The sequence below is a fragment of the Pseudoduganella sp. R-31 genome, assembly GCF_049913235.1.
In the GTDB taxonomy this organism is placed as follows: domain Bacteria; phylum Pseudomonadota; class Gammaproteobacteria; order Burkholderiales; family Burkholderiaceae_D; genus Rugamonas.
The window spans coordinates 1,586,974-1,605,412 of the sequence record NZ_CP183986.1 but is presented as its reverse complement, the minus strand read 5'-3'; the positions used below and the strand labels follow the sequence as shown (position 1 = coordinate 1,605,412).

16 protein-coding genes are annotated in these 18,439 nt (G+C 65.5%); 8 read left to right on the top strand and 8 right to left on the bottom strand.

The window, feature by feature from the left end; all coding sequences use genetic code 11:
- Positions 1-32 precede the first annotated feature (32 nt).
- From ACN9MY_RS07385 to ACN9MY_RS07365, 5 genes are read left to right on the top strand one after another with little or no spacing between them, the layout of a single operon-like run.
- The gene (locus ACN9MY_RS07385; RefSeq protein WP_426169131.1) at positions 33-1,076 is read left to right on the top strand and encodes a type IV pilus twitching motility protein PilT; all 1,044 of its coding nucleotides are present in this window, start codon (positions 33-35) and stop codon (positions 1,074-1,076) included.
- Positions 1,077-1,078: 2 nt separating this feature from the next.
- A complete protein-coding gene (locus ACN9MY_RS07380) occupies positions 1,079-2,215 on the top strand; it encodes a PilT/PilU family type 4a pilus ATPase (protein WP_426169129.1) in 1,137 nt (378 codons plus the stop codon).
- On the top strand, positions 2,215-2,700 hold the full coding sequence (locus ACN9MY_RS07375) for a glutathione peroxidase (protein ID WP_426337059.1): 486 nt from the start codon (positions 2,215-2,217) through the stop codon (positions 2,698-2,700). Before ACN9MY_RS07380 ends, ACN9MY_RS07375 begins: the two co-directional genes overlap by 1 nt.
- Before the next feature lie 15 nt (positions 2,701-2,715).
- The gene (locus tag ACN9MY_RS07370) at positions 2,716-5,748 is read left to right on the top strand and encodes an MHYT domain-containing protein (RefSeq protein WP_426337058.1); all 3,033 of its coding nucleotides are present in this window, start codon (positions 2,716-2,718) and stop codon (positions 5,746-5,748) included.
- Complete coding sequence (locus ACN9MY_RS07365) at positions 5,745-6,728, top strand: HD domain-containing phosphohydrolase (RefSeq protein ID WP_426321434.1); 984 nt, start codon at positions 5,745-5,747, stop codon at positions 6,726-6,728. Before ACN9MY_RS07370 ends, ACN9MY_RS07365 begins: the two co-directional genes overlap by 4 nt.
- Positions 6,729-6,730: 2 nt before the next feature.
- Here ACN9MY_RS07365 and glcF read toward each other — a convergent pair whose 3' ends face one another.
- Genes glcF through ACN9MY_RS07350 form a run of 3 tightly spaced genes read right to left on the bottom strand, consistent with a single transcriptional unit; the run spans position 6,731 to position 10,500 of the window.
- Positions 6,731-7,963, bottom strand: coding sequence for a glycolate oxidase subunit GlcF (glcF, locus tag ACN9MY_RS07360; protein WP_426321432.1), 1,233 nt, complete (start codon positions 7,961-7,963; stop codon positions 6,731-6,733).
- A gap of 1 nt (position 7,964) precedes the next feature.
- Entirely contained in the window at positions 7,965-9,041 is a 1,077-nt protein-coding gene (glcE, locus tag ACN9MY_RS07355) for a glycolate oxidase subunit GlcE (RefSeq protein WP_426321430.1), read from the bottom strand.
- Position 9,042: 1 nt separating this feature from the next.
- Complete coding sequence (locus tag ACN9MY_RS07350; protein WP_426321428.1) at positions 9,043-10,500, bottom strand: FAD-linked oxidase C-terminal domain-containing protein; 1,458 nt, start codon at positions 10,498-10,500, stop codon at positions 9,043-9,045.
- Between the two features lie 102 nt (positions 10,501-10,602).
- Between ACN9MY_RS07350 and ACN9MY_RS07345 the strand changes: the two genes are divergently transcribed.
- Complete coding sequence (locus ACN9MY_RS07345; protein ID WP_426321426.1) at positions 10,603-11,157, top strand: cob(I)yrinic acid a,c-diamide adenosyltransferase; 555 nt, start codon at positions 10,603-10,605, stop codon at positions 11,155-11,157.
- Here ACN9MY_RS07345 and ACN9MY_RS07340 read toward each other — a convergent pair.
- The gene (locus tag ACN9MY_RS07340; protein ID WP_426321424.1) at positions 11,154-12,050 is read right to left on the bottom strand and encodes a LysR family transcriptional regulator; all 897 of its coding nucleotides are present in this window, start codon (positions 12,048-12,050) and stop codon (positions 11,154-11,156) included. The genes ACN9MY_RS07345 and ACN9MY_RS07340 overlap by 4 nt on opposite strands.
- Before the next feature lie 103 nt (positions 12,051-12,153).
- On the opposite strand from ACN9MY_RS07340, the gene ACN9MY_RS07335 reads away from it, so the two are divergent.
- Positions 12,154-13,440: an SGNH/GDSL hydrolase family protein gene (locus tag ACN9MY_RS07335; protein ID WP_426321422.1), complete on the top strand. Its 1,287-nt coding sequence runs from the start codon at positions 12,154-12,156 to the stop codon at positions 13,438-13,440.
- On the opposite strand, the gene ACN9MY_RS07330 is transcribed toward ACN9MY_RS07335, so the two are convergent.
- Positions 13,360-14,094, bottom strand: a complete 735-nt coding sequence (locus ACN9MY_RS07330) for a M48 family metalloprotease (RefSeq protein WP_426169103.1) — start codon at positions 14,092-14,094, stop codon at positions 13,360-13,362. The genes ACN9MY_RS07335 and ACN9MY_RS07330 overlap by 81 nt on opposite strands.
- A 93-nt stretch (positions 14,095-14,187) precedes the next feature.
- On the opposite strand from ACN9MY_RS07330, the gene ACN9MY_RS07325 reads away from it, so the two are divergent.
- Positions 14,188-15,270: a hypothetical protein gene (locus ACN9MY_RS07325; RefSeq protein ID WP_426169101.1), complete on the top strand. Its 1,083-nt coding sequence runs from the start codon at positions 14,188-14,190 to the stop codon at positions 15,268-15,270.
- A gap of 162 nt (positions 15,271-15,432) precedes the next feature.
- Here the strand turns inward: ACN9MY_RS07325 and dxs are convergent, their stop codons facing one another.
- The 3 genes from dxs to ACN9MY_RS07310 are packed head-to-tail and all read right to left on the bottom strand — an operon-like array spanning position 15,433 to position 18,429.
- Complete coding sequence (gene dxs, locus ACN9MY_RS07320) at positions 15,433-17,301, bottom strand: 1-deoxy-D-xylulose-5-phosphate synthase (RefSeq protein ID WP_426321419.1); 1,869 nt, start codon at positions 17,299-17,301, stop codon at positions 15,433-15,435.
- A 1-nt stretch (position 17,302) separates the two neighbouring features.
- Positions 17,303-18,193 carry a polyprenyl synthetase family protein gene (locus ACN9MY_RS07315; protein WP_426321417.1) on the bottom strand — a complete coding sequence of 297 codons (891 nt, stop codon included), beginning with the start codon at positions 18,191-18,193 and terminating at the stop codon, positions 17,303-17,305.
- Positions 18,190-18,429, bottom strand: coding sequence for an exodeoxyribonuclease VII small subunit (locus tag ACN9MY_RS07310; protein WP_426321415.1), 240 nt, complete (start codon positions 18,427-18,429; stop codon positions 18,190-18,192). Before ACN9MY_RS07310 ends, ACN9MY_RS07315 begins: the two co-directional genes overlap by 4 nt.
- Between the last annotated feature and the right edge of the window lie 10 nt (positions 18,430-18,439).

Sequence of the window (18,439 nt, the reverse complement as noted above, 5' to 3'; positions counted from 1 at the left end):
TTTTGGCTATTGAAAAAGCACAGGGATTATAAATGGACATTTCCGAACTTCTCGCATTCTCCTTCAAGCAAAAGGCATCCGACTTGCACCTGTCGGCAGGCTTGCCACCGATGATCCGCGTGCACGGCGACGTGCGCCGCATCAACCTGCCTCCGCTCGAGCACAAGGACGTGCACGGCATGATCTATGACATCATGAACGACGGCCAGCGCAAGGCATACGAAGAGATGCTGGAATGCGACTTTTCGTTCGCCATTCCGGGCCTAGCGCGTTTCCGCGTCAACGCCTACAACCAGGAGCGCGGCGCCGCTGCCGTGCTGCGTACCATTCCTTCCAAGGTCCTGACGCTGGAAGAACTGAACGCACCGAAGATTTTCGCCGATTTCGCCATGAAGCCGCGCGGCCTGGTGCTGGTGACCGGTCCGACCGGCTCCGGAAAGTCGACCACGCTGGCAGCGATGATCAACCATCTCAACGAAAACGAGTACGGCCACATCCTGACCATCGAGGACCCGATCGAATTCGTGCACGAATCGAAGAAGTGCCTGATCAACCAGCGCGAAGTGGGCCCGCATACGCTGTCGTTCAACAACGCGCTGCGCTCGGCGCTGCGGGAAGACCCGGACGCGATCCTGGTGGGCGAGCTGCGCGACCTGGAAACCATCCGCCTGGCACTGTCGGCGGCGGAAACCGGCCACCTGGTGTTCGGCACCCTGCACACCTCCTCGGCCGCGAAAACCATCGACCGTATCATCGACGTGTTCCCGGCCGAAGAAAAGGAAATGGTGCGCGCCATGTTGTCCGAGTCGCTGCAGGCGGTCATCTCGCAAACCCTGCTCAAGACCAAGGACGGCTCCGGCCGCGTCGCCGCGCACGAAATCATGATCGGCACCCCGGCAATCCGCAACCTGATCCGCGAAGCCAAGATCGCGCAGATGTACTCCTCGATCCAGACCGGCAACAACGTTGGCATGCAGACGCTGGACCAGAACCTGACGGACCTGATCCGTCGCAACATGATCTCCCCGGCAGCAGCACGCTCGGCGGCCAAGATTCCAGATAACTTCCCAGGCTAACCATGGAACGCGACCAGGCTTCAAAATTCATGTTCGACTTGCTGCGCCTGATGGTCAGCAAGAAGGGCTCCGACTTATTCATCACCGCCGGCTTCCCGCCGGCCATCAAGATCGACGGCAAGATGACGCCCGTGTCGGCGCAGGCGCTGACGCCGGCCCACACCTCCGACCTGGCCCGTTCGATCATGAACGACAAGCAGACCGCTTCTTTCGAACTGACCAAGGAAGCCAACTTCGCGATCAGCCCCGGCGACCTGGGGCGCTTCCGTGTCTCGGCCTTCGTGCAAATGAGCGCGGTCGGCATGGTGCTGCGTACCATTAACAGCTCGATCCCGCAATTCGACGAACTGGGCCTGCCGCCCATCCTGAAGGACGTGATCATGTCCAAGCGCGGCCTGGTGATCATGGTCGGCGCGACCGGTTCCGGCAAGTCGACCACGCTGGCGGCCATGGTGGGCCACCGCAACGAAAACAGCTACGGCCACATCATCACCATTGAAGACCCGGTCGAGTTCGTGCACCCGCACCGCAACTGCATCATCACCCAGCGCGAAGTGGGGGTCGATACCGAGGACTGGGAAGTGGCGCTGAAGAACACCCTGCGCCAGGCGCCGGACGTGATCCAGATCGGCGAGATCCGCGACCGCCAGACCATGGACCACGCGATCGCTTTCGCCGAAACCGGCCATCTGTGCCTGGCCACCCTGCACGCCAACAGCTCCAACCAGGCGCTGGACCGTATCATCAACTTCTTCCCCGAAGAGCGCCGCCAGCAGCTGCTGATGGACTTGTCGCTGAACCTGAAGGGCATGATTTCGCAGCGCCTGATTCCGAAAAAGGATGCCAAGGGCCGCGCCGTGGCGGTGGAAATCATGCTGAACTCCCCGCTGATCGCGGACCTGATCTTCAAGGGCCAGGTGCACGAGATCAAGGAGCTGATGAAGCGCTCGCGCGAACTTGGCATGCAAACCTTCGACCAGGCGCTGTTCGACCTGTACGAAGCGGGCCAGATCACCTATGAAGATGCGCTGCGCAACGCGGACTCGGTCAACGACCTGCGCCTGGCCATCAAGCTGGAATCGAAGGAAGCGAGGAACCGCGACCTGGCCGCCGGCACCGAGCACCTGGGGATCGTCTGATGAGCACTGTTTACGACTTCAGCGCCGACAGCCTGTCAGGCCAGCAGGTGGACCTGAAACAGTACCAGGGCAAGGTGCTGCTGATCGTGAACACGGCCAGCAAATGCGGCTTCACGCCGCAGTACCAGGGGCTGGAGGAACTGCACCAGCAGTTCGCCGGCCAGCCCTTCGAAGTGCTGGGCTTCCCCTGCAACCAGTTCGGCCAGCAGGAGCCTGGCGGCGCCGACGAAATCGGCGCTTTCTGCGAGAAGAACTATGGCGTCACTTTCCCGGTGTTCGCCAAGATCGACGTCAACGGCGACAACGCGCACCCGCTGTACCAGCACCTGAAAAAGAATGCGCCGGGCATCCTCGGCACGGAAGGCATCAAGTGGAATTTCACCAAATTCCTGGTGCGCAAGGACGGCAGCATCCATGACCGTTATGCGCCGACCACCAAGCCTGCCGACCTGGCAGACGAGATCAGGAAGCTGATAGCGCAGTAAGGAGGAAGCGCCGCCATGGGCGAGATCAAGCACTACTTGATCCAGCTGTTTTCGCCGCCAGCTGACCCGGCGCTACTCACCTACGGGATCTACACTCCCTCGCTTGTCATCCTGTCGCTGCTGGTGGCGAGTTTTTCCTCCGCCATGGGCCTGCAGATGGCCGGCCAGGCGGCACGCAGCAGCAAGCGCATGCTGCGCCTGGCCGCCCTGGCGACCGGCAGCTTTGCGCTCGGCAGCGGCGTGTGGGCCATGCACTTCATCGGCATGCTGGCCTTTAACCTGTGCACGCCGGTTTCCTACGATCCTTCCACCACCCTGCTGTCGATGCTGCCCAGCATCGCCGCTTCCAGCGTCGCCCTGCCGCTGCTTGGCCGTCATCGTATCGGCGTGCGCAGCCTGCTGGTGGGCGGGGTACTGGTCGGCGCGGGTATCGGCGCCATGCACTACACGGGCATGGCGGCCATGCGCTCGGCGCTGCATCTGCGCTATGACCCGTGGATGTTCGGGCTGTCCATCGTGGTCGCCATTGCGCTGGCGACCCTGGCGCTGTGGGTGCGCTTCGGCTTGCAGGGCTCGCAGGGCTTGCGCCGCCGGCTTGGGGAACGCGGGACCGTCGCCGCGGCTGGTGTGATCATGGGCTGCGCCATCTCCGGCATGCACTATACCGGCATGGCTGCGGCGCGCTTCGTCGGCCGCGTGCCGCTCGACCCGGCCAGCGGCATCGCGAATGCCGGCTTTCTGGCGCTGGCGGTGACCCTGACCACCGCGCTGCTGACGGCGCTGGTGGTGTTCGCCAACGGCATGCTGCGCTACCGCGCATTGTTCCACCACGTGAGCGACCTGGAACAGGCGCTGCGCGCCAGCGAAGAGCAACTGCGTTCGCTGGTCGCCAACATCCCCGGCATCACCTTCCGCTGCCGCAATGCGCCAGGCTGGCCGCTGGTATTCGTCAGCGACGCCATCGAAAGCATGACCGGCTACCCCGCCTCCGACTTCCTCGGCGATCCGCCCCGGCGCCTGTTCGGGGAACTGGTGCATCCAGACGACTGGCCGGGCGTGCAGCAAGGCTGCCGCAGCGCGGTCGAACAGCGCCGCGCGTTCACGCTGGAATACCGCATCATCCACCGCGACGGCAGCATCCACTGGTTCTGGGGCAACGGCAACGTGGTGCTCGGCCCGGACGGCGAAGTCGAACTGCTGGACGGCGTGGTGCTCGACATCAGCAACCGGCGCCTGATGGAGCAGGACCTGCGCATTGCCAAGGAGCGCGCCGAGCAGGCAGCGGCGGCACGCGCCGCCTTCCTGGCCAATATGAGCCACGAGATCCGCACCCCGATGAACTCCATCCTTGGCTTCACCGACGTGCTGCTGCATGGCGAATTGAGCGCCGTGCAGCGGCGCCACCTCGACACGGTGCGCAATGCCGGCCGTTCGCTGCTGCGCCTGTTGAACGCCATCCTCGATACCGCCAAGCTGGACAAGGGCGCGGTGGAACTCGAACTGCATGATTTCAGCCTGCTGGCCCTGGCCGACGAACTCTCTTCCAGCATGGGCAATGCGGCCAAGGCCAAGGGCCTGGCGATGTCGCTGCACTACGACCCGGCACTGCCGAACTGGATCCACGGCGATGAACTGCGCGTGCGGCAAGTGCTGACCAACCTGCTGGACAACGCCGTCAAGTTCACCAGCCAGGGCAGCGTGTCGCTGGCCGTCAACGCCGAGCGCGAAGGCGAGCGGCGCCTGGTGCATTTCGCCGTCGGCGATACCGGCATCGGCATTGCGCCCGACCGCATGGCTGCCATCTTCGAGCCCTTCGTGCAGGCCGACGCTTCGATGAACCGCCGCTTCGGCGGCACCGGCCTGGGCACCACCATCTGCAAGCAACTGGTGGAGCTGATGGGCGGCCGCCTGTGGGCCGACAGCACGCCGGGCGCGGGCAGCACCTTCCACGTGCTGCTGCCGCTGCTGGCGGCGCGCGACGAAGCCGTGCGCAGCGCGGCAGCGCCCACCTTGCTGCCGCCGATGCATCTCCTGGCTGCCGACGACGTGCCGCAGAACCTGGAAGTGCTGATGCTGTTGCTGGCAAAGCTGGGCCATACCGTGACCGGCGCCAGCGACGGCGCCATGGCTGCGCAACTGGCGTCCGAAGCGCAGTTCGATGCGATCCTGATGGACGTGCAGATGCCCGGCATGGACGGCCTGGAGGCCACACGCCGCATCCGCGCCGACGAAGCGGCCGCGGGCCGCAAGCGCACCCCGGTCATCGCCATGACGGCCAGCGTGCTGGAACGCGACCGCGACGCCACGCGGGAGGCCGGGATGGACGGCTTCACCACCAAGCCGGTGGACGTGGCCGTGCTGACGCAGGAACTGGCGCGCGTGCTTGGCATGCCGTCCGGCGCGCCGCAACTGGCGCCAGCGGCCAGCCCGGTGCGCGGCATGGTGCTGAATGCGGACAAGGGCCTGGCGCGCTGGGCCGGCCAGCGCGAAGCCTACCAGCGCGCGCTGCAGCGCTTCGCGCAAGACTATGAGAGCGCGCAGCGGGAACTCGGGTCCGCAATTGCTGCTGGCCAGCACGCAGCCTGCGCAGCCCTGGCGCACCGCCTGCGTGGCGCCGCCGCCAACCTTGGCATGGAACAATTGGCAGATGCGCTGTGGCGGCTGGAGACCGGCCTGCAGGCGCAGGACGGCCGTGCCGGGCTGCCGGCCTTGCTGGAACAGGCGACGCAGCGTCTGGCGGACGCCCTGGCCGCCGTGTGGGCGCGGGACGATGCCGGCGACCCGCTTGCGCAGTCCGCAACGCCGGCGTCGCCGCTCGACCTGGAGCAGGTGCAGGCGATGGGCAAGGCCATGCTGCAGTCGCTGGAGCGCGGCAGCTTCGAGCAGCAGGAACTGGCCGCGCTGGCCGATGTGCTGCGCGGCTGCGTTGCCGAAGCGCACCTGCAGGCCCTGCAGCGCGCGCTGGACGACTTCGACTTCCCGGCCGCCCGCGACGCCCTGCAAGCGCTGCTTGACGAGTGCCTGGACACGCAAAGGAATACGCCATGACCCGACAAGCCACCGTGCTTGCCGTCGACGACGAATCGACCAACCTGCAGCTGCTGCGCCAGATCCTGCAGGACGGCTACCGGCTGCTGTTTGCCAAGGATGGCGCGCGCGCCATCGAGCTGGCGGTCAACGAAAAACCCGACCTGATCCTGCTTGACGTGATGATGCCCGAAATGACGGGCTACGACGTTTGCCGGGTACTGAAGGCCAACCCTGCCACCGCCAATATCCCCGTGATCTTCGTCACCGCGCTGACCGATTCGAACGACGAAGTGGACGGCTTCGAAGCGGGCGCGGTGGACTTCATCAGCAAGCCGCTCAGCCCTGCCGTGGTCAAGGCCCGCGTCAAGCTGCACCTCTCAATGGTGCGCATGGAGGAGCTGCGCGCCAGCCGCCTGGCCATCGTTCAGCGGCTTGGCCTGGCAGCCGAGTACAAGGACAACGAGACCGGGCTGCACGTGATTCGCATGAGCCATTATGCCCGCCTGCTCGGCACCGCCGCCGGCCTCGACGAGCAGGACGCGGATGACCTGTTCATTTCCGCCCCCATGCATGATATCGGCAAGATCGGCATCCCCGACAGCATCCTGCAAAAACCTGCCCGCCTGACGCCGGAAGAATACCTGGTCATGCAAACCCACCCCGGCATCGGCGCCCACATCATCGGCCAGCACGAGGGCGGCATGCTGGCCATGGCGCACGACGTGGCGCTGTGCCATCATGAAAAATGGGACGGCAGCGGCTATCCCAATCGCCTGGCCGGCGAGGACATCCCTCTGGCGGGCCGCATCGTGGCGGTAGCCGACGTCTTCGATGCGCTGACGTCCGTGCGCCCTTACAAGGCAGCCTGGAAGCTGGAGGATGCCTGCGCCTGGATGAAGGACCAGCGCGGCCGGCATTTCGAGCCGCGGCTGGTGGACCTGTTCCTCGACCAGTTGCCCGAGGTGACGCGCATCATGGACAAGTGGGCCGAGCGCTGAAGCTAGCCGTGCAAGGCGCGGTCGAGCAGTTCGATCCAGTGCTCGACCGGCGTTTGCGTGCCGGACTGCAGGTGCCCGATGCAGCCCATATTGGCCGAGACGATCCGTTCGGCGCCGGTGCCGGCCAGGCTGGCAAGCTTGCGGTCGCGCAGCTGCAGCGACAATTCCGGCTGCAGCAGCGAATAGGTGCCGGCTGAACCGCAGCACAAGTGCGCATCGCGGCACATCCTTACCTCGACGCCCAGCGCGCGCAACAGCCCCTCGACCTTGCCGCGGATCTGCTGGCCGTGCTGCAGCGTGCAGGGAGGGTGCCACGCGACCGGCGCCCCGGCAGCGCGCGCGCCTGCGCGCTGCACCAGTTCGGCCTCGAACGCCGGCAGGATTTCACTCAGGTCCCGCGTCATTTCCGAAATGCGCGCCGCCTTGGCGGCATAGGCGCCGTCGTGCGCCAGCAGATGGCTGTATTCCTTGACCGTGACGCCGCAGCCGGAAGCGGTCATCACAATCGCCTCCACCTGCTCCTGCGCCACGTATGGCCACCATGCGTCGATATTGCGCCGCATATCGTCGAGCGCCGCATCCTGGTCGTTCAGGTGAAAGCGCAGCGCCCCGCAACAGCCGGCGCCGGGTGCAGCAAGCAACTGCACGCCCAGGGTGTCCAGCACGCGCGCAGCGGCCGCGTTGATGTTCGGCGCCAGGCCGGGCTGCACGCAGCCATCGAGCACCAGCATCTTGCGGGCGTGCGCTCGCACCGGCCATGCGCTCGCGGGCCGGCGCGCGGGAAGCTTGTCCTGCAACGGCTTGCCCAGCAAAGGCTTGAGCAACTGCCCCGCGCGCAGGGCCGGTTCGAACAGCCAGCGGCGCGGCAAGGCTTCCTTCAGCACGTAGCGCCGGATGCGGTCCGGCAGCTTGCGCGGCACGCGCTGCTCAACCACCTTGCGGCCGATGTCGGCCAGGCGCCCATACTTGACGCCGGAAGGACAGGTGCTTTCGCAATTGCGGCAAGTCAGGCAGCGGTCCAGGTGAAGCTGGGTGCTGGCCGTCACCGGCGCACCCTCCAGCACCTGCTTGATCAGGTAGATGCGGCCGCGCGGCCCATCCAGTTCGTCGCCCAACAGCTGGTATGTCGGGCAGGTCGCAGTACAAAAGCCGCAATGCACGCAGGCGCGCAGGATCGCTTCCGCTTCGTCGCCGTCCGGCGTGCCCTTGATGAAATCTGCCAGGTTCGTTTGCATATCAGTACATGCGGCCGCAATTGAAAATGCCCGCCGGGTCGAAGGCGGCCTTCAGTCGTTCGTGGATGCGCGCGATCGCCGGCGCCAGCGGATGGAAGGCCCCAACGCCTGCGCCAAGATCTTCGCTCGCGACCCGGTAACGCGTAGCGTGTCCTCCGGCCGCAGCCGCGACGCGCCGAATGTCTTCGGCGACGCCGTGGTCGACGCGCAGCCAGCGCTGCGCCCCGCCCCACTCGATCAGCTGTTCGCCGCGCATCACCAGCGCGCTGGCGGCGCTTGGCACGGACAGCCGCCACAGCTCCGCCGCTCCCGCCTCTGCGCTCGCGAAAAAATCGCCGCGCTGGTCGCGCAAGGCGCTCCAGAACGCGCTGCCGTCGGCCAGCGCCTCGCCGCCCATGCCAGCCTGCGCCGCCCTTACTGCCGCCTGGGCTCCCGACAGGCGCACGGTCAGCATCCCGCCATGCCAGCAAGTCGCCGACACCGGCAGCGGCCGCCCGGCCCACTCGTTCATCATGCGCAGCGCCCCGGTTTCGTCCACCTCGAAGCGGATGGTCGCCTCGCAGAAAGGCACGGGCAGCACCTTCAAGGACACCTGGGTGACCAGGCCCAGCGTCCCCAGCGAACCGGCCAGCAGCCGCGATACGTCATAGCCGGCCACATTCTTCATTACCTGGCCGCCGAAGGACAACAGTTCGCCGCGGCCATCCATCAGCTGCGCGCCCAGCACGAAGTCGCGCAAGGCGCCTGCTGTGGCGCGGCGCGGGCCGGACAGGCCGCTGGCCACCACGCCGCCAATGGTCGAGCCGGCGCCGAAGCGCGGCGGTTCGAAGGCCAGCATCTGTCCATGCTGCGCCAGCAAGGCTTCGATGTCGGTCAGCGGCGTGCCGCAGCGTGCCGTGACCACCAGCTCGGTCGGCTCATATTCGACGACGCCGGCATAGGCGCGGGTATCGAAAACATCGCCGACCACGTTCTGCCCATACCAGTCCTTGGTGCCGCCGCCGCGCAGCATCAGCCGCGTGCCATCGGCGCTGGCAGCCTGGATGCGGGCGCGGAACTGTTCGAGCATCGCATCCATCTCAGAACCTCGGCAATCCGGCATGCGGCAAACGTCCCGCACGCACATGCATCTTGCCGAACTCCGCGCAGCGGTTCAGCGTTGGAATCGCCTTGTTCGGATTCAGCAGCGACACAGGATCGAACGCCCGCTTCACCGCAAGGAAGGCCGCCAGTTCGGCATCGCTGAACTGGGCGCACATGGAGTCGATCTTCTCGATGCCCACGCCATGCTCGCCGGTGATGGTGCCGCCCACTTCCACGCACAGCGCCAGGATCTCGGCGCCGAAAGCTTCGGCGCGATGCAGCTCGTCGGGCTGGTTGGCATCGAACAGGATCAGCGGGTGCAGGTTGCCGTCGCCCGCGTGAAACACGTTGGCGCAGCGTAGGCCGTACTTGGCTTCCATCTGCTCAATGCCAAGCAGCACGCGCGCAAGCTGCTTGCGCGGGATGGTGCCATCCATGCAGTAATAGTCGGGCGAAATGCGCCCTGCTGCCGGGAAGGCGTTCTTGCGGCCGGACCAGAATTTCAGGCGCTCCTGCTCGCTGTTCGAGACCAGTACCGCGCTGGCGCCGGCCGCCTGCAGAACGGCCGTCATGCGGGCGATTTCCTCTTCGACCTCATCGACCGTGCCGTCGGCTTCGCACAGCAGGATGGCGGCGGCATCGGTATCGTAGCCGGCGCACACGAAGGGTTCGACCATGCGCGACGAAGTGCGGTCCATCATTTCCAGGCCGGCCGGGATGATGCCGGCCGCGATCACGTCAGCCACTGCGCTGCAGCTTGCGCCAACCTCGTCGAAGGAAGCCATGATGACGCGCGCACTGGCGGGCTTGGGCACCAGCCTGACGGTGACCTCTGTGACGATGCCCAGCATGCCCTCGGAGCCGACAAAGGCGGCCAGCAGGTCCAGGCCCGGGGCATCGAGGGACTCGCCGCCCAGCTCCACCACATCGCCCTCGATGGTTGCCATGCGCACGCGCAGCACGTTGTGCACGGTGAGGCCGTACTTCAGGCAGTGCACGCCGCCAGAATTCTCCGCCACGTTGCCGCCGATGGTGCAGGCGATCTGCGAGGAAGGATCGGGCGCATAGTACAGGCCGTATGGTTCGGCAGCTTCGGAGATGGCGAGGTTGCGCACACCCGGCTGCACGACTGCCGTGCGTGAAAAGGCGTCCATGCGCACGATCTGGTTCATGCGTGCGGTGGACAGCACCAGGCCGTCGGCAATCGGCATGGCGCCGCCGGACAGGCCGGTACCCGCGCCGCGCGGCACGATCGGCACATTGAATTCGCGGCAGACCTGCAGGACGGCCAGCACCTGAGCTTCGTCAGCCGGCAAGGCAACCGCCATGGGAAGCTGGCGATACGCCGACAGGCCATCGCACTCATAGGGACGCGTGTCTTCCGCTTCCGACAGCACGCTCGATGGCGGCAGGGCCGCGCGCAGGGCGGCAACAAAGGCTGTGCTGTTTTTCATTGATCCATTGTAAGTTCAAATCCTGCAAGCACGCGGAATTCCCCTCCCAACCAATGGTAATTTGTCGTATCCTGCCACCGTTAACGACAATTTGAGGCTGCAATGGGTAATCGACTCTCGAAAATCGCCACCCGCACCGGCGACAAAGGCACCACCGGCCTGGGCGACGGCTCCCGCGTGGACAAGGACAATGTGCGCATCCAGGCCATCGGCGAAGTGGATGAGCTGAACTCCAACCTAGGCGTGCTGCTGGCCGAAGCGCTGCCGGACGAGATGCGCGAGGAACTGGTCTCGATCCAGCACGACCTGTTCGACCTGGGTGGAGAGCTGTGCATTCCGGGCTACCAGATGATCAAGGAAGAACACGTCGAGCGCCTGGATGCGCTGCTGGCCAAGTACAACGCGACGCTGCCGGCGCTGACGGAATTCATCCTGCCGGCCGGTTCGCGCGCCGCGGCGCTGTCGCACGTGTGCCGCACCGTATGCCGCCGCGCCGAGCGCGCCATCGTCACGCTGGGCAAGAACGAAACCATCCACGACTTCCCGCGCCAGTACGTGAACCGCCTGTCGGACCTGATGTTCGTGCTGGCGCGTGTGCTGAACCGCTTTGCAGGCGGCAGCGACGTGCTGTGGCACCACGACCGCAAGCGCGGTTAAAAGCCGGCCTGCGCGGCAAAGCGCTGCTGCAGGTAGTCGAGCATGAGCCGCACCCGGTGCGGCAGGTAGCGGCGGCTGGGGTAGAGCAGGTGCAGTTCCTGCGCCGGCCCCCGCCAGCCGCGCAGCACCCGGCGCAGCTTGCGCTGGGCCAGCAAGTCATGCACCAGCCATTCCGGGCACAAGCCGATCCCTCCGCCAGCAGCGAGCGTATCGCGGATTGCCAGCGCATTGTTGACGCGGTAACGGCCGTGCGTGGCGACTGTCACATTTTGCTCCCCATCCGATAATTCGAGCGTGTCCCCGCTGCTCAACCAGGCGAAGCGGATGTATTCGTGCTCGCCCAGTTGAGCGGGCGTTTGCGGCGTGCCGTGCGTCTTCAGGTAGGACGGCGCGGCCACCAGCAGGCGCGGCGAAGCCCCGATGCGGCGCGCGATCACGTTCGGCGGCAAGTCGCTGCCGAGACGCACCGCGATGTCCACGCCCTCTTCCACCAGGTCCGCCATGCGGTCGTTCAGGATCAGTTCAACTTCAATGGCGGGGTATTGCCGCAGGAAGTCCTGCACATAGGCGTTGAGGCAGAACTGCCCCAGGGCCACCGGTGCATTGATGCGCAGCAGGCCGCTGGCGGCAGCCGTCTCGCCGCGCACGTCGGCTACCGCGTCGGCATATTCTTCCAGCACGCCGCGGGCGCGTTCGTAAAAGCGGCGTCCGGGCACGGTCGGCGACAGGCTGGCCGTGCTGCGTTCGAGCAGTCGCACGCCAAGGTCGGCCTCCAGCGCCGCGACGACCTTGCTGATATTCGATTGCGTGGTGTGCTGCTCGCGGGCGACGGCCGAAAGACTACCCAGTTCAACGGCACGCACGAAGCATTCGAGGGAGCGTAAAGTGTCCATCCATCATTCCTTTTTGGACTTAACTATAGTCCATTTTCGCGACTACCAGTCGACATCGGAATAATGGAGCATGGCTCCATCCGAACTTGACTGGAGAATCCACATGAAACGCCTTGCTTTTTCCCTGGCTGCCTTGCTCGCCGCAACAGCCGTCCATGCAGCCGAATGGCGCACCAGCTGGTACGCTGCGCCGATGCCGGCCTGGGGCGCCGAATTCGCCTTGCCCACCATGATGCCGCCGTCGCTGGAGGCGCAGACAGTGCGGGAGTTCGTGCGCACCAGCGTCGGCGGCGACCAGGTGCGCGTCAGCTATTCCAACCGCTATGGCAGCGCGCCGCTCGTGATCGGCGAAGTGCGGCTGGCGCCGGCCCGCGGCGAACCGTCGCGCGCAGCTACGTCGCAGCAAGATGGCGCAGGCGTGCAACTGACCTTTGGTGGCCAGCGCAGCGTGACAATTGCGCCGGGACAGTCGGTCACCAGCGACGCGGCCCCGCTGGCGGTTGGCGCCCGCCAGCGCCTGTCAATTTCCACCTGGCTGCCGCAACGCTCTCCGCTCACGACTTTCCACTGGGGTGCGCAGCAAACGGCCTTTGCGGCTCCCGGCAACTGGGCCGCTGCCGCCGAGCTGCCGGGCGCCCAAGCGCTGGCTGGCCGCACCTTCCTGAGTGCCGTGCAAGTCTCCGGCCCAGCGCGACGCACCGTTGTCGCTCTCGGAGATTCAATCACCGACGGCAACGGCTCCACACCCGACCGCAACCTGCGCTGGCCCGACCAGCTGGCCGAGCGTGCCGAGGGCGTCGCCGTGGTCAATGCCGGCATTTCCGGCGCGCGCCTCCTGGCGGATGGCATGGGCGAAAAGGCGGCTGCGCGCGTCGAGCGGGATGTGCTGTCGCAACCAGGCGTGGACACGGTGATCGTCCTGCTGGGCATCAACGACATCGGCTGGCCTGGCAGCGCATTTGCCCCGCACGAGCCGCCAGTCACGGCCGGCGCCATGATCGCCGGCTACCGCAAGCTGATCGCCGCCGCACGCGCCCGGCAAGTGCGCATCGTCGGCGGCACGCTGCTGCCCTTCGAAGACGCCCTGCAAGGCACGCCCTACGCCGGCCACTACTCGCCCGCCAAGGAGCGCGTACGCCGCGAAGTCAATGAGTGGATCCGCCGCAGCGGCGAGTTCGACGCCATTATCGATTTCGACCACCTGCTGCAAGACCCTGCGCACCCATCCCGCCTGCGCCCCGAATTCGACTCTGGTGACCACCTGCACCCCAGCGACGCTGGCTATGCCGAAATGGCACGCGCCGCAGCATTAATCGCCAAGCAAGCGCGACATGCCTTTGGCAAGGCTCAGGCGAGTGGCGCCACTGGGGTGGCTGGCGAGCACGGTTAAGGCGGGGGAATCGGCGGCAAGCTTGCTGTAAAAGGTCAGCATGGCCGCGCATGGCCAGCCCGCGCGATAGGCGATCAGCATGCCAAGCTGGTCAGCCTCCCGCTCCTGGATCGCGGCGAGTTTGGACAGGCGGAATTGCAGGGGCACGTCGGAGGCCAACCGCTCCAGAACCACATCGAGCGGCAAGTCGCGCCGGCTGTCGAGCAAGGCCTCCGACAGGGTTTCGCGCTCGTGTTCTGCGACGACGTGGGCAATTTCATGCGCAAGCAGGACCGCCAGTTCGCCATCATTCAGCCGAAGGCGTTCGACAAACAGGCTGCCGACCAACAATTTTCCGCCGGCCTGGCTTTCGGCTTCCACAGCCGGATCGTCGGTAACGTGGAATTCCCACGGCCATCCCGCAGCAGCGGGCCTTAGCGAGCTGGCTGCGCGCACCAGTCCATCGGCGATGCCCTTCACGCGCAGCAGCAGGACCTTGTCGCGGTCAAGCCGGCCAACAGCAGCCAGCGACACCGTCTGCTCGATATACTGGCTCTCCGCCTGTTGCTCGACTTCTTCGGCGGGAAAACGCAGCTCCTGCCAGCGGCCGGATTCGGGAACCTGCGCCATGGCTTGCGAGGCCGAGACCAGCAGTGCGAGCAGGAGATAGCGCATTTCACTCCCTCGATTGGAATAAACTATTTATACCAATCTAGGCGACACTCGCCGCAGGCACAAGATTTGATGGAATTTTGTTAGACTGCGCAGATGCGAAAATTTCAACAATGCGTTTTTGCCATCGCAGTCGCGTTCGCGACAGGTGGCGCGGCAGCCCAGGAGACGACTCCAAGCGTCGAGGTACAGGGCGTAAAGAATCCGGACATGAAGTCCTACCGCGCCGTCGTGGCCGGCCTTGATGCATTCGAGGAGCACCATGCGCTGGCGCCATCGGTGCCGGAGCTGCGCTTCCGGCTGACGGGGCGCGAGGGCCAGGAGCAGCCTGCCGGCGATGCCCTCTACCTGCGCATTGTCGGCAACGGCGAACCGATCCCGGTCCCCATCGCGCAAGACGGCACCTTCGCCGTGCCACGCGTGCAATCGGCAATCGATGACGATGCCGATCTGATACTGAACCGCAAGAAGGGAGTGCTGAAAGGCTACCCCGATATCCGCACGCCAGGCTTGCCGGAAAACGTCCGTCGCCTGGGCGACCTGCGCCTGGAATGCCAGGTGATGATCGCCATCGCCAAGAAGGAAATGGGCCTGATGATGAAGCTGTTCGTCAACACTGTCGCCATGACGACCAACTGGTGCGACATGAGCTTTGACAAGAAGAAGATCAGGTTCGCCTTCCGCAGCCTGCGCCCGCTCGAAAGCGCCGAAATCATCGACGGCGAACGCCACGAAAAGCTCGATACCGGCGACTTCAGTTTCCGCTCGCCGATCGGCGAAAGCGATTGGTCGAACGAAGCCCGCATCGAGCTGCGTTACGCCCCGGAGTTGACGCCGGAAGAAAAAGCCAATCCCTGGCTGCAAACGCTGTTCGTGACCGGTTCCATGAGCGACTGGGCTTCGCGCAATCCGCTGCGCAGGGTTGAGGAAGGCATCTACGCCGCAGAACTGGACCTGGACAAGGGCTCACATTCATTCAAGGTCGGCACGCGCGGCCTGGCGGCAATCAGCCTTGGCGCGCCGGCGCCGGAACAGCAGCTAGCGGACGGCGTAGCCGTGCCGCTGGCCAAACAGGGCAAGCGCCTGCGCCTCAAAGTGGAAAGCGCCGGCCGCTACTCCTTCACGCTTGATGCACGCGACAAGGAAGCCCCAACGCTGCGCGTGGCACGCCTGCCCTAAGGCGCGGCGCGCCGGATCGAGGCATCCAGCGCTGCCGGGTTGAACCCGTGCAGCACCTCGGGGTCAATCACCAATAGGCACTCAGCGCCCGCCAAGCTGGCTGAACTCCGGAGCCCGGCCAGCATCCCTCGCCTCTTGCCGTCCCTTGCAGGCTGTGCGTGATCAGCCGTTGTTGACCACCAGGCGCGGTTCGTCGCCGAAACGTCCCTTGATCGAGGCCGCGATGCCGGCCGCATCCAGGCCCACCAGCGCCAGCAGCTTGGCCGGGTCGCCGTGGTCGATGAACTTGTCCGGCAGGCCGAGCATCTGGAGCGGCTTGATGATGCCTTCGGCCGCCAGGGCTTCGGCCACGGCGGCGCCTGCGCCGCCCATGATGCAGCCCTCTTCCACCGTCACCAGGACATCGTGGTCGGCCGCCAGTTGCTTGACAAGTTCCACGTCCAGCGGCTTCACGAAGCGCATATTGGCCACGGTGGCGTTCAGCAGTTCGGCCGCGCCCATGGCCGGGGCCACCATCGAACCAAAAGCCAGGATCGCGATCTTCTGGCCCTTGCGGCGGATTTCGCCTTTACCGATCGGCAGCGTTGTCAGTTCCTGGACAATGGTCGCGCCGATGCCGACGCCGCGCGGATAACGCACGGCCGCAGGACCAGGATGCTGGTAAGCGGTCGTCAGCATCTGGCGGCATTCGTTCTCGTCGGACGGCGCCATCACCACCATGTTCGGGATGCAGCGCAGGTAGGCCAGGTCGTAATTGCCGGCGTGGGTGGCGCCGTCGGCGCCCACCAGGCCCGCGCGGTCCAGCGCAAAGGTCACGTCGAGGTCTTGCAGCGCCACGTCGTGGATCAGTTGGTCGTAGGCGCGCTGCAGGAAGGTCGAGTAGATCGCCACCACCGGCTTCAAGCCTTCGCAGGCCAGGCCGGCGCCGAAGGTCACCGAATGCTGCTCGGCGATGCCGACGTCGAAGTAGCGGTCCGGGTGCTCTTTCTCGTAGCGCACCATGCCCGAGCCCTCGCGCATGGCCGGCGTAATCGCCACCAGGCGCTTGTCGGCCTTGGCCATGTCGCACAGCCAGTCGCCGAACACTTCGGTATAGGTTTTCTTAGAAGGCGCCAGCGCAGGCTTGATGCCTTCGGCCGGATTGAACTTGCCGGTACCGTGGTAAAGGATGGGCTCGGCCTCGGCCAGCTTGTAGCCCTGGCCCTTGCGGGTCACCACGTGCAGGAACTGCGGGCCCTTGAGCTGCTTGATGTTCTGCAGCGTCGGGATCAGCGAATCGAGGTCATGGCCGTCGATCGGGCCGATGTAGTTGAAGCCCAGCTCTTCGAACATGGTGGCAGGAACCACCATGCCTTTTGCGTGTTCTTCCAGGCGCTTGGCCACTTCCAGCAGCGGGCCTGGCAGCACGGACTTGCCGACGTTCTTGGCTGCTGCATAGAACTGGCCCGACATCAGGCGCGCCAGGTAGCGGTTCAGTGCACCGACCGGGGGCGAGATCGACATGTCGTTGTCGTTCAGGATCACCAGCAGGTTGCAGTCCTTTTCCACGCCTGCGTTGTTCAGCGCCTCGAACGCCATGCCCGCGGTCATCGAGCCGTCGCCGATCACGGCGATCGCGTGGCGGTGCTCGCCCTTGATCTTGGCGCCCAGGGCCATGCCCAGCGCAGCGGAAATCGAGGTCGACGAGTGCGCGGTGCCGAAGGTGTCGTATTCCGATTCCACACGGCGCGGGAAGCCGGAAATGCCGTTCAACTGGCGCAGTGTATGGAACTGGTCGCGGCGGCCGGTCAGGATCTTGTGCGAATAGGTCTGGTGGCCCACGTCCCACACGATGCGGTCCTGCGGCGTGTTGAACACATAGTGCAAGGCGACGGTCAGTTCCACCGTGCCCAGGTTGGAGGACAGGTGGCCGCCGGTCTTGGACACGGAATCGAGCAGGAAGCTGCGCAGTTCTTCGGCCAGCGGCGTGAGCTGGTGGCGAGCCAGCTTGCGCAGGTCGGCCGGGTTATTGATGGTTTCAAGCAGTTTCATTTTAAGCTTTCCTCTGCACGATCAGGTCTGCGAGTTCACGCAGGCGCAGAGCTTGTTCTCCGAACGGCGCCAGCGCAGCGTGCGCATCCTGCCGCAGTTTTTCCGCCAGGGCGATCGATGGTTCCAGGCCGAGGATGGATACGTAAGTCGGCTTGTTGTCCGCCGCATCCTTGCCTGCCGTCTTGCCCAGCGTGACCGAATCGGCCGTCGCGTCGAGCACATCGTCCACCACCTGGAAGGCCAAGCCGATGGCGCGCGAATAATCGTGCAGGGCCGCCAGCTCGGCATCCGTCAAGTGCTTCCCAGCCATCGCGCCCAGCACGACCGAGGCACGCAACAGCGCGCCGGTCTTCAGCTGGTGCATGCGCTCGAGCTGTTCCAGCGTCAGGCTGATGCCCACGCTATCGAGGTCGATGGCCTGGCCGCCGCACATGCCGGCCGAACCGGCGGCATCGGCCAGCAGGCGCAGCATGCCGACCAGGCGTTGCGGCGGCACCGATTCGACGCCTGCCAGCACGCCGAAGGCCTGCGCCTGCAGCGCATCGCCCACCAGCAGCGCGGTGGCTTCGTCATAAGCCACGTGCACGGTCGGCTTGCCGCGGCGCAGCGCGTCGTCGTCCATGCAGGGCATGTCGTCATGCACCAGCGAATACGCATGGATCATTTCCAAGGCGGCGGCGGCGCGGCTCAGGGCCTGCGCGTCGGCGCCGGACAGGGCCCCGGCGGCATGCACCAGCAGCGGCCGCACGCGCTTGCCGCCATCGAGCACGGCATAGCGCATGGCGGCATGCAGCTTGGTTGGAACAACATCTTCGGCAGGCAGGTAGGACGACAAGTCCTGCTCCATGCCGGCCTGGATGGTCTTCATCCAGTCCTGGAACGATGCGCTCATTGGGCTGCCTCCTCGTCTTCGGCGAAAGGCTTGAGCATATCGCCTTCGAGCACCTTGACCTGGGCTTCGACCTTGTCGAGCTGGCCGGCGCAGAACTTCACCAGTTCGGAGCCGCGCGCATAGGCGGCCACCGAAGCTTCCAGCGGCAGTTGGCCGGCTTCCATCTGGCTGACCAGCTGGGCCAGTTCGGCCATCGCTTCCTCAAAGGTGGCGGGCGCATTCATTTTCTTGGTCATAAAGCTATAT

Coding starts and splice junctions, on each gene's coding strand:
- ACN9MY_RS07385 (WP_426169131.1), top strand. CDS start 33: ATGGACATTTCCGAACTTCTCGCATTCTCCTTCAAGCAAAAGGCATCC.
- ACN9MY_RS07380 (WP_426169129.1), top strand. CDS start 1,079: ATGGAACGCGACCAGGCTTCAAAATTCATGTTCGACTTGCTGCGCCTG.
- ACN9MY_RS07375 (WP_426337059.1), top strand. CDS start 2,215: ATGAGCACTGTTTACGACTTCAGCGCCGACAGCCTGTCAGGCCAGCAG.
- ACN9MY_RS07370 (WP_426337058.1), top strand. CDS start 2,716: ATGGGCGAGATCAAGCACTACTTGATCCAGCTGTTTTCGCCGCCAGCT.
- ACN9MY_RS07365 (WP_426321434.1), top strand. CDS start 5,745: ATGACCCGACAAGCCACCGTGCTTGCCGTCGACGACGAATCGACCAAC.
- glcF (WP_426321432.1), bottom strand. CDS start 7,963: ATGCAAACGAACCTGGCAGATTTCATCAAGGGCACGCCGGACGGCGAC.
- glcE (WP_426321430.1), bottom strand. CDS start 9,041: ATGGATGCGATGCTCGAACAGTTCCGCGCCCGCATCCAGGCTGCCAGC.
- ACN9MY_RS07350 (WP_426321428.1), bottom strand. CDS start 10,500: ATGAAAAACAGCACAGCCTTTGTTGCCGCCCTGCGCGCGGCCCTGCCG.
- ACN9MY_RS07345 (WP_426321426.1), top strand. CDS start 10,603: ATGGGTAATCGACTCTCGAAAATCGCCACCCGCACCGGCGACAAAGGC.
- ACN9MY_RS07340 (WP_426321424.1), bottom strand. CDS start 12,050: ATGGACACTTTACGCTCCCTCGAATGCTTCGTGCGTGCCGTTGAACTG.
- ACN9MY_RS07335 (WP_426321422.1), top strand. CDS start 12,154: ATGAAACGCCTTGCTTTTTCCCTGGCTGCCTTGCTCGCCGCAACAGCC.
- ACN9MY_RS07330 (WP_426169103.1), bottom strand. CDS start 14,094: ATGCGCTATCTCCTGCTCGCACTGCTGGTCTCGGCCTCGCAAGCCATG.
- ACN9MY_RS07325 (WP_426169101.1), top strand. CDS start 14,188: ATGCGAAAATTTCAACAATGCGTTTTTGCCATCGCAGTCGCGTTCGCG.
- dxs (WP_426321419.1), bottom strand. CDS start 17,301: ATGAAACTGCTTGAAACCATCAATAACCCGGCCGACCTGCGCAAGCTG.
- ACN9MY_RS07315 (WP_426321417.1), bottom strand. CDS start 18,193: ATGAGCGCATCGTTCCAGGACTGGATGAAGACCATCCAGGCCGGCATG.
- ACN9MY_RS07310 (WP_426321415.1), bottom strand. CDS start 18,429: ATGACCAAGAAAATGAATGCGCCCGCCACCTTTGAGGAAGCGATGGCC.